Annotated in this window: 11 protein-coding genes and 1 tRNA gene; 9 read left to right on the forward strand and 3 right to left on the reverse strand. The window is 44.6% G+C overall.

Annotated features, from left to right (window positions below; all coding sequences use genetic code 11):
- The first annotated feature begins 273 nt into the window (after positions 1 to 273).
- Both RMO79_RS08720 and RMO79_RS08725 read left to right on the forward strand, forming a co-directional pair.
- Entirely contained in the window at positions 274 to 2,778 is a 2,505-nt protein-coding gene (locus RMO79_RS08720) for a hypothetical protein (RefSeq protein ID WP_310482724.1), read from the forward strand.
- A gap of 27 nt (positions 2,779 to 2,805) precedes the next feature.
- Positions 2,806 to 4,332: an MBOAT family O-acyltransferase gene (locus RMO79_RS08725; RefSeq protein WP_310482725.1), complete on the forward strand. Its 1,527-nt coding sequence runs from the start codon at positions 2,806 to 2,808 to the stop codon at positions 4,330 to 4,332.
- Between the two features lie 12 nt (positions 4,333 to 4,344).
- Here the strand turns inward: RMO79_RS08725 and RMO79_RS08730 are convergent, their stop codons facing one another.
- Together RMO79_RS08730 and RMO79_RS08735 are read right to left on the reverse strand one after the other, a co-directional pair.
- Positions 4,345 to 4,926: a TMEM175 family protein gene (locus RMO79_RS08730; RefSeq protein ID WP_310482726.1), complete on the reverse strand. Its 582-nt coding sequence runs from the start codon at positions 4,924 to 4,926 to the stop codon at positions 4,345 to 4,347.
- A 64-nt stretch (positions 4,927 to 4,990) separates the two neighbouring features.
- A complete protein-coding gene (locus RMO79_RS08735) occupies positions 4,991 to 5,989 on the reverse strand; it encodes a Ycf66 family protein (protein ID WP_310482727.1) in 999 nt (332 codons plus the stop codon).
- A gap of 334 nt (positions 5,990 to 6,323) precedes the next feature.
- Between RMO79_RS08735 and RMO79_RS08740 the strand changes: the two genes are divergently transcribed.
- The 3 genes from RMO79_RS08740 to RMO79_RS08750 all read left to right on the forward strand — a co-directional run bounded on the left by RMO79_RS08740 (position 6,324) and on the right by RMO79_RS08750 (position 7,794).
- Entirely contained in the window at positions 6,324 to 6,890 is a 567-nt protein-coding gene (locus RMO79_RS08740) for a DUF937 domain-containing protein (protein WP_310482728.1), read from the forward strand.
- Between the two features lie 138 nt (positions 6,891 to 7,028).
- Positions 7,029 to 7,102, forward strand: a tRNA-Arg gene (locus tag RMO79_RS08745).
- A gap of 92 nt (positions 7,103 to 7,194) precedes the next feature.
- Positions 7,195 to 7,794 (forward strand): YdcF family protein, encoded by a 600-nt coding sequence (locus RMO79_RS08750; RefSeq protein ID WP_310482729.1) that lies wholly within the window; start codon positions 7,195 to 7,197, stop codon positions 7,792 to 7,794.
- A gap of 108 nt (positions 7,795 to 7,902) precedes the next feature.
- On the opposite strand, the gene RMO79_RS08755 is transcribed toward RMO79_RS08750, so the two are convergent.
- Positions 7,903 to 8,841 carry a hypothetical protein gene (locus RMO79_RS08755; RefSeq protein WP_310482730.1) on the reverse strand — a complete coding sequence of 313 codons (939 nt, stop codon included), beginning with the start codon at positions 8,839 to 8,841 and terminating at the stop codon, positions 7,903 to 7,905.
- A 606-nt stretch (positions 8,842 to 9,447) separates the two neighbouring features.
- Between RMO79_RS08755 and RMO79_RS08760 the strand changes: the two genes are divergently transcribed.
- From RMO79_RS08760 to RMO79_RS08775, 4 genes are all read left to right on the forward strand, one after another.
- Positions 9,448 to 10,464, forward strand: coding sequence for a hypothetical protein (locus RMO79_RS08760; protein ID WP_310482731.1), 1,017 nt, complete (start codon positions 9,448 to 9,450; stop codon positions 10,462 to 10,464).
- Between the two features lie 72 nt (positions 10,465 to 10,536).
- The gene (locus tag RMO79_RS08765) at positions 10,537 to 11,325 is read left to right on the forward strand and encodes an ABC-2 family transporter protein (protein WP_310482732.1); all 789 of its coding nucleotides are present in this window, start codon (positions 10,537 to 10,539) and stop codon (positions 11,323 to 11,325) included.
- Positions 11,326 to 11,329: 4 nt separating this feature from the next.
- The gene (locus tag RMO79_RS08770) at positions 11,330 to 12,112 is read left to right on the forward strand and encodes an ABC transporter permease (protein ID WP_310482733.1); all 783 of its coding nucleotides are present in this window, start codon (positions 11,330 to 11,332) and stop codon (positions 12,110 to 12,112) included.
- Between the two features lie 68 nt (positions 12,113 to 12,180).
- Positions 12,181 to 12,622 (forward strand): hypothetical protein (locus RMO79_RS08775; protein ID WP_310482734.1); only part of this gene is annotated, 442 nt, incomplete at its 3' end.

Raw genomic sequence — 12,622 nt, forward strand, 5'->3', positions numbered from 1 at the left:
TTCTACTGTTAGTTCCGTCGTGTAGGCTTGACTCATGGCTTCCTCGATGGCTGTCTAAGTTTTGAATTTTATTCAGCCTAACAATTCGCGGAAGCTTTTTCTCTACTGGTACCTGTTTATACTTTCCAAACATCCTCTAAAGCCTAAAGCCTATTTAAAAATCCAGTATTTAGAGATCTGCACAAATCGACCGACAGATCGATATGATAGTGAGCGATTGGTTTGCTGGAGAGCTGTTTTTTACCGATCGTTAGATGTTGTGCAGGTGGCATTTTGACCGAACCTATTTATTTTGAACGAGAGCGTTACGATCTACCCATACCGATGTTTGAGGTTAATCCTCATCCTGCATCTGGGGAGACTACTTTCATCCAAACCCAGGATTTATCAGAGCAGCAACGCTCAATTTTCCAAGCTTTACAGCAGGTATTTAGTCCGCTGGGAGTGAGGTTTGAGTTTTCGCTCCAACATCAGCCGCAGATAGCTGAATTTACTAACGACGAGGCACAGACTACGTTTCAGTCGGCTGATGCCTACTGGCAAGTTTTGGAGTATCGGCTCTGGATTAGATGTTACGCCCAAACTGCGCTCGACTCTCAACTAATTGCCGAACTGCTGGCTAAAAGTCTTCGCAGCCTGAATTTTCAGCACTTTCAAGATGCGATCGTGCAGTTTTCGAGATTTTCGGCACGAGTAGCTACGGGTAAGCAAATTCCCGATTGGCGATTGCGGATCGATCTGACACCACCTACTGTGAGACTTAGGAGTTGGGCACGGTGGGGCGATGTGCAAGCGATCGTTAAATTACTAAATATGGCTCTAGCACCTGAAGAAATTCAGGTTAGTGCAGTCTTGAAAAATCTGACATTACAGATTTTTTGTACGCTCAAAAATTCGCAGTCGGCGAGATTTCCTGCAAAAAAAATCGTCCTCGATACGATCGCACCATTACTAATTTCGCTCACGCCGCAAGGTATTCAAGGAGCCACCATTCATGGTATTCAATCTCAACCCGATTTAGTCGGACAGATAGACGAGCCACCAGTGTGGGTTCACTGGCTAGATCTGCCTGCGTTGGGCAATCCGAATTATTCGCCAACACCGATTTCTATTGCCGCACGCGGTGATGAAGAGGCAATAAGATTTATCCTCGAACGATTGCTCAATCCCGATCTCGAACGGTGTTTTGAAAGTGGCGGAATTAATATCTCTCTGCTGTTGCAACCGCCGCTGCTCCACATCATGAGCGAAGCACCGATTTGTCCGATTCAAAGTCAAGTTGCCACGACTGTTGTGAAGGTAATTAGGCAATTGCAATTGCCCGCAATTAAAGGCTTACGGGTTCACGGACGCATCTCTGGGCAATCGATCTCACGTTGGACTTATGGGGTGGATTTTGATGCGCCACAGCTCATTTTACCCCCGATTGTCACGCCACTTCCAGCGCAGCCCCCACGCACCAATCGGGCAAAGGTCGATTGGGGACAAAAAATCGGTGCATACCTGGCGAATACCGGAATTTGGCAATCCCAAATGACGATCGGCAAAACTAGTCAATTAGCTTATCATCCTCGCTTTAAATGGCAACCATCGCTATTGTTATTGGTAATGGGTTGCGGTTTGACGATCGGCAGCGATTTAGTTATTAAATATGCATTAGCCGCCAGAAATCTTACCGTTCATTCAGCCACGACTAACGCGCAATTATCATTTAATAATCCCCTGCTCGAACAGAAATTGGCTCAATACCAGTTGCGCTGTTTGCAACACGGCGTACCCGATGTCTTAATTGTCGGTAGTTCGCGCGCGCTCAGGGGTGTCGATCCCGAAGCATTGCGACGCAGTTTAGTCGATCGCGGTTATACCAATCCTAAACTCTATAATTTTGGAATTAATGGTGCCACCGCTCAAGTTGTCGATTTAATTTTGCGACGATTATTAATGCCGCAGCAGTTACCAAAATTAGTAATTTGGGCGGACGGCGCGAGGGCATTTAATAGCAGTCGGATCGATCGCACTTACGATGCGATTATTTCATCCGATCGCTATCGCCAATTAGCGTTAATATCGGGAATTGATGACGATAATTCATCGTTATCTCAAGCACAATCTTCTTTTCAAAATACTTATCGGGCAATCGATAATGCCTTCGATCGTCGCTTAGATCGATTGTCACCAGCTTATCACCATCGCGATCGACTTAAAAGTTGGTTGCAAGCCAGAATTCCAGCGACGCTCCAGATTTCCGATCGTAATAATACCGCGATCGATCTCGATTCAGCCGCCTTGCTCGATGCTACCGAAGATAAAGATGGTCCCCGCCAAATTGATTTCGATGGCTTTTTGGCGATCGATTTACAATTCGATCCGGCTACCTATTATCAAAAATACACTAAAGTTACTGGCGACAGCGATGGCGATTATGCCAATTTTCAATTATTAGGGCTTCAAAATCGGGCACTCGATCGCACGATCGATTTATTAGCAAGTCATAAGATCCCATTGGTATTTGTCAATATGCCCTTATCAGATATTTATTTAGACAAAGTTCGTCGTCAACATGAAGTTACTTTTACAGAATACATGCAAAAATTAATGGATTCGCAACAACTCACCTTTGTCAATATGGATGGTATTTTAGACCAAAATTACGATCGCTTTTCCGATCCCAGTCATCTCAATCAAATTGGCGCGGGCGATGTGAGTAGGTATCTATCACGAGTCGAAACTATTCCCTGGAAAGGCTCGGCTGTCAATGCTACCATCGATCGAAAATAGCCATTTACTATCTACTATTCACCATAAATGAAATTCATATCGCCTGCGTATGCAATTTTTCTGTGCATCACCTTAATATTTTATTGGGGAATCGCCAAACAGCAAAATCAGAAGCTATGGGTAATAGTAATCTCTAGTATTTGCTTTTATATTTCTTTTCGTCAGATTCAATATTTTCCAATAATTTTAGCCATGATTTTGGTGAATTATTGGATTGGCAAACTACTATTGGAAAGCCAAATTATTGAATACAAAGAAATTCAAGATCGACTGGGTGATGACTACTTTTGGCGGTGGTTGCCAAGAGGAAAACAGCAGCGGCAAAGAGTTTTAATTGCTGGGATCTTTTTCAATATTTTATTACTAGTTGCTGCTAAATATATTCCATTTATAGTCAGTATCTTTGCTCCGATAAATCCAGCCGAAATTCAGCCGCTGGCAGTATGGCTCAAAACCAACTTTTTACCACCTTTAGGTATTTCCTTCCTCAGTTTTGAATCGGCGGCTTATTTAATCGATGTTTATAAAGGCAGTCCCGCAACTGGAAATTTACTTAAATATGCTGCATATAAATCATTTTTTCCCAAGCTAGTATCGGGGCCGATTACTCATTATCATCAATTTGCACCACAATTAAATAACTTACGATTTCCGACGATCGAACGGTTGACAGAAGCAGGCTGGCTGATTGCTAGCGGTGCGATTAAAAAAACCTTAATTGCCGATAACTTAGCAATATTTGTCAAGCTAGTTTTCGATCCTAATAATCTCGATCGAGCTGGGAGTATCGATCTCTGGTTAGCGATTTTTGCGTATGGTTTACAATTATATCTAGATTTTAGCGGCTATGTAGATATCGTCTTAGGAACGGCAATTTTGTTTGGCGTAAATTTACCGACAAACTTTAATTTTCCTTATCTGAGTACCAGTATCGCTGATTTTTGGCGGAGGTGGCATATCAGTTTAGGAAATTGGTTGCGCGACTATATTTATTTTCCATTGGGTGGTTCGCGGTTAGGATTAGCGCGTACTTGTCTGAATTTATTTTTACTGATGTTAATTTCTGGACTTTGGCATGGTGCAGATTGGGGCTATATTGTCTGGGGTGCGATTCATGGTATCGCGCTTGTCATCCATCGATTGACTCAAACATTATCGGAGCGAGTCGCGCCACTAGCGAGATTTTGGCAGAGTAGCTTAGGTAATATTTGCGGTTGGTTTTCAACTCAATTATTAGTTTGTGTCGCATGGATTTGGTTTAGATTGCCCAATCTCAGTTATTCTAATTTAGTATTTCAACATTTGTGGGGATATCCGCGCGACGCGCAGTTTGCAACTAAAATCTATGTCGAAAGTCTCAAGTTAGCTGATAGTCAAATGTTATTAATTCTAATCGGCATTACCCTTGCCATGATGTTCGCATATTTATTAGATCGCGTGTTGAAATTAAATTTTAATTGGCATCTCAAATTAACTTTAATTCCACTGTGTCTGTATGTTGTCTGGCTATTATCTCCCGCAGAAAGCTTGGCATTTATTTATTTCGATTTCTAGGATTCCTCTAACTTACTTCGATTTATCGATCGCGCGTTCGATCCGTCGATCTGGAATCAACCAGATAATTGCCACCACGACATATAAGGAAAAAGCTGCGAATGAATTAATAAAAGCTAGTAAAATTGCAGTAGCATAAATAGCGAGCGATATCTTACCTTTAAAGTCTCGCCCGATCGCAATTGCTAACATAGAATCTTTCCCGTGGTGAGCAATGAGAGTAATAGTTAAAATTAAATAAGCAATCGCCGCACACAGCATTACTACTCCATAACAAGCAACTGGTAACGCCGAAAAATGATTTTCACCAGTCCATGCAGTCACAAAAGGTATAAGCGACAACCAAAACAACAGATGTAGATTTGCCCATAATATACTTCCATTCACACGATCGACTACCTGAAATAAATGATGGTGATTATTCCAATAAATTGCTAGGTAAATAAAACTGAGTATATAGCTGAGGATGACTGGGAATAACGGACGCAGTGCATCTAAAGTATCTTGATGAGGTACTTTTAATTCCAATACCATAATGGTAATCAAAATCGCGATAACTCCATCGCTAAATGCTTCTAGTCGCCCTTTGTTCATTTAAGATTCGCTCCTATTTATCAAATATAAAATTACGTACGATTCGATCGAGCGTCATGGAAAACTACTTTCCATCTTCAGCATCGATTTTGGCAGTAGTTTGAATCGTATCTGGAGGGATATTTCGATCTGGTGCGACTTCGGGGACAACTTTTGGTTGAGGCGGTGGGGGAATTTGTGCCGATGGCGGTTGAGTGGGAGTGCCTAACGGCGGAGCCGGAGCTGGCTTGACTTCGAGGGTAATCCAGGCTAGCTCTTCTTCTAGCTCGTCAAGGAGCGATTGCGGCGATGCTGGATTAGCTGGTGGAATTGCTGGCTGCGAACTGAGAGCGGGTGCAGGAGAAGTTTTTTGCTCTCCAGATCGAGCTATCACCGCATCGAGATTACTGGGGGGTGGCGGTGCTACTGGGGGTGCGGTTGGCTGTGTATTTGCAGGTTGCGTGCGATTCTCCAGGGGAGCGGTTTTTCGCTCGACAGGTGCAGTTTTCGCCGGATCGATATTACTGGGTGTTGGAGCTGGAGGAGTAATTGCGGGTTGCGAAGTCCGATTCTCCAGGGGAGCGGGCTTTCCGCCAACGGTTGCTGGAGCTGCTTTTCGCTCTCTAGGTGGAGCTTCCGTACCGACGGGTGTAACTGGTGGGGTAGATTTAGCAGCCCGATCGGGTGTTGTAGCGGCTTTAGCGGGTACTCTGGCGTTAGCCAGTGGTGTTGAAGCGTCTGGGACGGTAGTGGTGGGTTTAGCGGTTGATTTGGCGGCTTTGGGATTCGATCGATTGACACTACTCGGTGTTGATGTTTGTTGGCTGAGTGGTTCTACTACTTGGCGGCGCAGATTGAAGATTTGCCATGTCAACCAACCGAGCAGCACGACACTAGACGTTTGTCCCACCAAAATTCCACCTGTTACCTGATGAGCGTACAGCCACAAGAATAAAGCATAAAATAAGCCCACACCACTCCAAATAAAATCTTGTTTGCGATGGACTGCGGGTAAAAAGAAGGCGGCGAGATACAAACCAACACTACCAGTACCGACTACGACAGCTAAGATATATGCCAGCATTTTGATAGAACACTCCTACAAGCCAATGTCTCGAACTATAATTAGCATCTCATAATCTTGGTCTTGACGATCGCGATGTCAAACCCAGCAATTTAGCCTGGATTATTCATGAAGGATTGCAAAAAAAGGAGTATGAAAAGCCTGAAGCTGATTAAAATCAGGCTATCCAACAAAATAAACATCATAAATAATGCAGGCTAGACGATTAGAATAAAATCGATCTTTCCAGATTGTTGAAATATTTGTGTACAATACTGTCGTCGATTCATTGACGCGATGATGTCAGCAAGAGAATCGATATTCGGAATTATTGTTTAGATAAGGTAGATTTACGATGAATCCATTAATCGGAATGCTAGTGAGTCAATTAGGCGGCCCTGTCGTCCAACAAATTAGTCAACAAATTGGTGCAGACAATGGCACCACCAAGTCTGCGGTGGGAATGGCTCTGCCGATGCTGCTATCGGCAATGGGCAACCATGCCAACACTTCAGATGGTGCTAATGCCATTAACCAAGCAACTCAGCAAAACGATGACTCGATTTTAGATAATCTGATGGGATTTGTAGGTAATGCTGGTGCGGCAAGCATGGGCAGTGCCTTACTCAGTCAGGTTTTAGGTGGTGGCTCTCAGAATACAATTGCCTCGGCGATCGGTCAACAGACGGGGATGGATAATGGGACTACCAACCAACTATTAGGAATGCTAGCACCGATCGCAATTGCCGCAATTAGTAAATTCAGTCAGCAAAGCGGTACCGATCCCAGTAGCATGGTGCAAACGCTCGGTGGTGCTAGCGGCGACAATGACTTAATCGGCATGGCAACGAAAATGCTCGATGCCGATGGCGATGGTAATCCGATTAACGATTTAGGGAATATTATCGGTAAGCTGTTTTAGTTAAATTGCTGGTGACTAATAGATCGTTCCCGCGAGTCTCTCCCCTGGATAATCTAGATATAGATATAGATATGAGTCATATCTATATCTAGATTAATTAGTCGCCAGTCAATAATCTGTTACAATCTATTGCTGTTTGGGGCTGTAGCTCAGTAGGATAGAGCGATCGCCTCCTAAGCGATAGGCCGTGGGTTCGATCCCCGCCAGTCCCGTTGTCTGGATGAGTAAATTGTGGTAACTTGAGCCTAGCATTTGCTAGAAATAGCCTAGTTGCCAGATCTGTCCCATCCAAGCTCATTGCAGCATGGCGCATCATCACACCATCCCCCGATCCCATTCAAATCCAATTATTAAGCCACGCCGCCGTCGCTGGCGATTGTGGAAACTGCTCGTCCCGATTTCACCGTTACTATTACCGATTGTCTGGTTTGGCTATCGGGAAATTGAAAATACTTGGATCGAACCCCAAGTAATTTTTGTTTTGGGTGGTGAAGAAGAACGCGAAATTTTTGCCGCAAAATTTGCCAACACGCACCCCAATCTCCCCGTGTGGATTTCTGGCGGCGCACCCCAAGGTTATGCCAAACGAGTTTTTAAAAAGGCTGGTGTTGCGGCTGACAATTTACATCTAGATTATCGAGCGATCGATACGGTGACCAATTTTACAACGCTGGTCGATCGATTTGAATCTAAAGGCATTACTAGTGTATATCTCGTGACTTCTGACGACCACATGCAACGCGCTAGAGCGATCGGCGAAATCGTGTTTGGCAGCCGAGGAATCAAGGTTAAGCCTGTAACTTTTAATAGTGACAGACCCTCGGAACCAATTCAAAAAACCGTTCGCGATAGCTTTCGATCGATCCTCTGGCTCACCACTGGCTACGCTGGCGGGAAAGATTAGGGGGATGAGGAGACTGGGGACGAGGAGACGGGGGGACGGGGAGACTGGGAGACAAAATGTTTATTACTCCTTACTCCTTACTCCTTACTCCTTACTCCCCGCTCCCATCTAGATTGCGATCGGACTTTGCCCAAACAGATGAGCGAGTAGAGTATGGCTGAGTTCGCGATTCCAGGTGTGAACTCGTACCATTACCCGCGAGAACACGAATGCGAGTTCGATTGCATCGACAGTCGTAGCCTTACCAACTAGATTATTGCCTTCTGTCCGCTCGCCCCGATGGTGTTTGGCTAGCGACAGGAGGCTTTTTGTCGAGCCTTTGACTTGTCCGTAATAAGAGCCATCAAAAGCCCAACGGCTGAAACCCCAAAATTTAGCGAGGTGATTGACTTCATCTTGGAATGGTTGCGCGATCGCTTGTTGTAATGCGCCTGTAGAGTGTGCCATCAGCCATAAATAAATCGAAACGGCTCCCCATTCGGTAGAGATCCGGCTAAGGGTATGGTTATTGACAGCCTTCAACGCTGAATCGATCGATTGGTGCATGTTGACGCTGTTTGGCTTGGGTTGCAGTTTTTCGCCTGTCAACTGCTGGTAAATTTTTTTGAAGGTGGGCGCGTGTTGGCGTTCTTCTTTTTCCCATGCGCCTAAAGTGGCGATCGAACCATCGGCATTTTGGGTACCGCCGATAAAATAAGCCATCCCTGGATGAATCGATTTCATGTAATTCCAGGTTTCTTGGGAATATTCGCGAATGGGAGTTTCAATTTCGGTGGCTCCAGCGACAAGCATCATAAATAAATCTGGATCGACTCCGACAATTTGGCTGGTGGAAATAGATTTCCAATCGATGGGTTCCCATTTTCTAACATGGGGTTGAGAAAATTGAGTGGGTAAGTCGATCAGGTGTTGGCTGAGAATATCGATGGTAATGTAGCGATCGACTAGTCTATTCATCCGAGCGCGGATTTGCAGGTAGTGAGGATTTTCGGGACAGGCTCCAGCTAAATCGGTGGCGATGTGGCGGCGGGTTTGAGTGAGTTTCATGGTTTGGTTTTCCTGGTGTTTTCGGTTGTTGAATACATCTTCACAGACCGATTTGTGAGGGTGCAATGAGTAACCGGAATCGAGGTGAACCAGGGTGAAGTAAGATGAAACGACCCACCCCGCCCTTCTCTTCTCTTCGAGAGGCTACGCCAACGAGACGCTTCTGCTAAGGCAGAGGCTTCGCCAACGCGAACGGGCACCTCTCCTCGGAGGGGATTTTCCACTTTAGCCATCCCCTTTCTGGGGCTAAGGTCTATATGTAAGCCTATTGGACTTCGTTTTGAGATCTAAATCCCCCAACCCCCTTAAAAAGGCAGGGTGGTTTCATACACCAGAAGAAAAATCTCTCAGTCCACTTCAGTGGACTTTTGCTATTAGCCCGAACTTCAGTCGCGGGTGGTTGAGAGCGAAGCAAATAGGTAAATGCAATTTTATTTGCTTGTATGAAACCACCCTGCCAACCCCCTTAAAAAGGGGGCTTTTAAAGTCCCCTTTTTAAGGGGGTTGGGGGATTCGCACCAATTTCGCTGTTCACCAGAAATGTGTATGTACGCTACCCCTCCTCGGAGGGGATTTTCCCGCCCAGCCCTTAAAAACACTTATTTTATGGAACCGAAAGAATTAGCATTGTGGTTGGATGTTGCTCGGCAGCAACAGATATTAGATCGCCTTGTAGAGCGACTGGGCTTGACGCGCGCGCGTGCTGAGTGTTTTTTGCGATTGTGGGTTTATCTGCTGGTGAAGGAGCAGCAAGAGGGCAATCCGCAGCTAAAACCACCGCTGTTAGAACTTACTTTGCTCGATCGACCTGTGAGTTGCAGTCATCGGGAAGCCGCCGAATTATTTTATAGCGATCGCGATCGGGGGAGCGATCGCTCGGCGGGAATGATGTTAGATAAATTAGCTGCATTAGGTTTGATTCGGAAGCAATTCGATGGCAATATCAGCCGGATTGAAATATTAACTATTGCCGCCGAATTGGAGCCAGAAATCGCGCCTGAAGTCACAATTAGGATCGACCCTTTCGATCCGCGCTGCGATGCAATTCCGATCGCTACTTTACTCGCAGCCAATTATAATTGGATGAACCACAATACGGAAGCAACACCGCACCGAATTGTGAATATTCTCCGTCAATGGGCGCGTCAATACCCGCGTGGAATGCGCGTATTACGCCGTCAGGACAATCTCAATCCGATCGGTTTCTATATTTTGTATCCAACGCTCAAGGCTTCGGCATCAAACTTTTTTATCGCGCCTAGTAAGAGTTTACATTTAAGTGCGATCGGCGATACCGATCCGTTTATAATGGCTGAAGCTGGAGATCTCCATTGCGAATCGGTATTTATTCGGAGTTGGGCAATCGATCGCGAATATCTGGCTCGGTATCGAGTTTTATTTTTAGAAGATACGCAACAAACATTAATGGCAATGCAGACAGATTTTCCTAATTTGTGCGATTTGTATACGATGATTATTCATCCCAGTTACGAATATCAGGCATCGGCATTAGGCTTCCAGCATTTGAGTCGCGATCGCCAATTATCGCTCTATTGGATGTATTTACCGCTCGATCGATTTTTAGCCTTGAATATTCCCGATTGCTTTTCCGCGAGATCGTGAGGGTAGTTAGATTGAAAATTAATTGTTCGATCGCCTAGATCTGAGAGTAACGCGATCGATATAATTATAGTTATGAAACGATTCTTTAAAATCTCTCGATCGTTGCTGGTGACTTACTACGCCTATATGTTAGAGTATCGGGCTGAATTGCTATTGTGGGCACTTTCAGGCTCGTTACCGTTCATCCTAATGGGCGTGTGGACTCAAGCAGCACAACAGGGCAACTTTGGATTATCTTCGATCGATTTTGCCCGCTATTTCTTGGCAGTTTATTTAATCAGACAGCTTACAGTCGTCTGGGTAATTTGGGATTTCGAGCGCGAGATTATCGATGGGAAGTTGTCGTTTAGGCTATTACAGCCGCTCGACCCCGTTTGGCATCATATTTGGTCGCATATTGGCGAACGTTTTGCCCGGTTACCATTTATTGTTGGTTTGGTTTCGTTCTTTTTTATCCTCTACCCTAGTGCTTTTTGGATACCTAGCTTGAGTAATCTGGGCTTGTTTGCGATCGCAGCCATGTGCGCGTTAGGATTGCAGTTTCTGATTCAATATACTTTAGCGATGTTTTCTTTTTGGACTGAAAAAGCTAGCTCGATTCAAGAACTAATTTTTTTAGTGAATCTCTTTTTGTCGGGGGCAATCGCGCCACTTGAATTATTCCCAGCCGAGCTAAGATCGATCGCGCAATGGACACCATTCCCCTATATTATCAACTTTCCCGCTAGTATTATTACCGGGTTAAAAGTCGATCTCGTGCATAGCTTTGGGATGATTTTGGGATGGTTTGTCTTGCTATCGATCGTCAATCGGTGGCTGTGGCGTAAAGGTCTAAAGCAGTATTCAGGTATGGGTGCGTAAGATTATGTCCAGATATTTAAACATCATTAAAATCTTTTGGAAAACGGCGATTTCGGCTGAATTAGAATATCGACTTAACTTTGTGTTTGCCGCATTAAGTAGCTTGGGTGGGCTGGCGGGTAGTCTGTTTAGTCTATTTTTGTTTTATCGCAAAGACTATAACTTCCAAGGTTGGAAATGGCAAGAAGCATTAATTGTCGTCGGCATTTTCACATTTCTCGAAGGGTTCTCTAGTACATTTCTAGCTAGCAATCTCAACCGGATTGTCAAACACGTTCAAGATGGCACATTGGATTTCGTACTACTCAAGCCGATTAATTCTCAATTTTGGCTCTCTTTTCATAGTTTCTCCTTGTGGGGACTACCAGATTTATTATTTGGGTTAGCGATTATTGTTTATGCCGGCAGCTTACTGGGAATCGGCGTGAGTGCTTACCTATTTGCTGCTGTACCACTACTATTTGGGGTAGTGATTATGTATAGTCTGTGGTTTATGCTGGGGGCAACGAGTATTTGGTTTACCAAGATTTATAATATTACTGAGGTGTTGCGAGGATTGTTAGCGGCTGGACGTTTTCCAATTGGGGCTTATCCGGCTGCCTATCGCTTCTTTTTTACATTTGTGGTGCCGGTGACATTTTTGACCACTGTGCCTGCCCAGACTTTGCTGGGGCGGGCAGATCCGGCGTGGATTGTGAGTGGAGGGTGTTTGGCTGTTGTACTACTGATTTTGTCAAATCGAGTTTGGCGATTTGCACTGAGATTCTATACTAGTGCTTCTAGCTAAATTTAGGATCTGGGGCAAGCTGCGAATAAGTCAATTTTTGCTAACGAAATCTTTTATAATTAAACTATATGAATAACTATCTAGTCGCAGTATTATCCGATCGAGTCCAAGCCGAATCAGCATATACAATGTTGGAAAAACAAGGCTTACCATTAAACAAAATTAACATTCTCGGTCGTGGTTACAAAACTGCTGATGAATTTGGTCTGATCGATCCAAATGAAGTCGCTCAAAAACAAGCTAAACTAATGGCAATTTGGTTGGTTCCATTTGGCTTCATGGCCGGAATTGGATTTAGCCTAGCTACCAATTTACAAACATTTGCCTGGGCTGGAGAAATTGGCGATCGATTAATTGGTGGATTACTTGGTGCCATGGGTGGAGCGATGGGTAGTGTCTTCATCGGTGGTGGCGGTGGTATTGCCTTTGGAACTGGTGATGCTCTACCATACCGCAACCGACTCAATGCCGGAAAATATTTAATTGTAGTCGAAGGTTCTCAATTATTGC

The organism is Chamaesiphon sp. VAR_48_metabat_403 (genome assembly GCF_031422475.1).
Lineage (GTDB): Bacteria > Cyanobacteriota > Cyanobacteriia > Cyanobacteriales > Chamaesiphonaceae > Chamaesiphon.

What these genes read in the sequence shown, in the direction of transcription:
- RMO79_RS08755 (WP_310482730.1), bottom strand. Translation starts at nt 8,841, where the DNA reads ATGAAACTCACTCAAACCCGCCGCCACATCGCCACCGATTTAGCTGGA.
- RMO79_RS08770 (WP_310482733.1), top strand. Translation starts at nt 11,330, where the DNA reads ATGTCCAGATATTTAAACATCATTAAAATCTTTTGGAAAACGGCGATT.
- RMO79_RS08740 (WP_310482728.1), top strand. Translation starts at nt 6,324, where the DNA reads ATGAATCCATTAATCGGAATGCTAGTGAGTCAATTAGGCGGCCCTGTC.
- RMO79_RS08750 (WP_310482729.1), top strand. Translation starts at nt 7,195, where the DNA reads ATGGCGCATCATCACACCATCCCCCGATCCCATTCAAATCCAATTATT.
- RMO79_RS08730 (WP_310482726.1), bottom strand. Translation starts at nt 4,926, where the DNA reads ATGAACAAAGGGCGACTAGAAGCATTTAGCGATGGAGTTATCGCGATT.
- RMO79_RS08765 (WP_310482732.1), top strand. Translation starts at nt 10,537, where the DNA reads ATGAAACGATTCTTTAAAATCTCTCGATCGTTGCTGGTGACTTACTAC.
- RMO79_RS08735 (WP_310482727.1), bottom strand. Translation starts at nt 5,989, where the DNA reads ATGCTGGCATATATCTTAGCTGTCGTAGTCGGTACTGGTAGTGTTGGT.
- RMO79_RS08760 (WP_310482731.1), top strand. Translation starts at nt 9,448, where the DNA reads ATGGAACCGAAAGAATTAGCATTGTGGTTGGATGTTGCTCGGCAGCAA.
- RMO79_RS08725 (WP_310482725.1), top strand. Translation starts at nt 2,806, where the DNA reads ATGAAATTCATATCGCCTGCGTATGCAATTTTTCTGTGCATCACCTTA.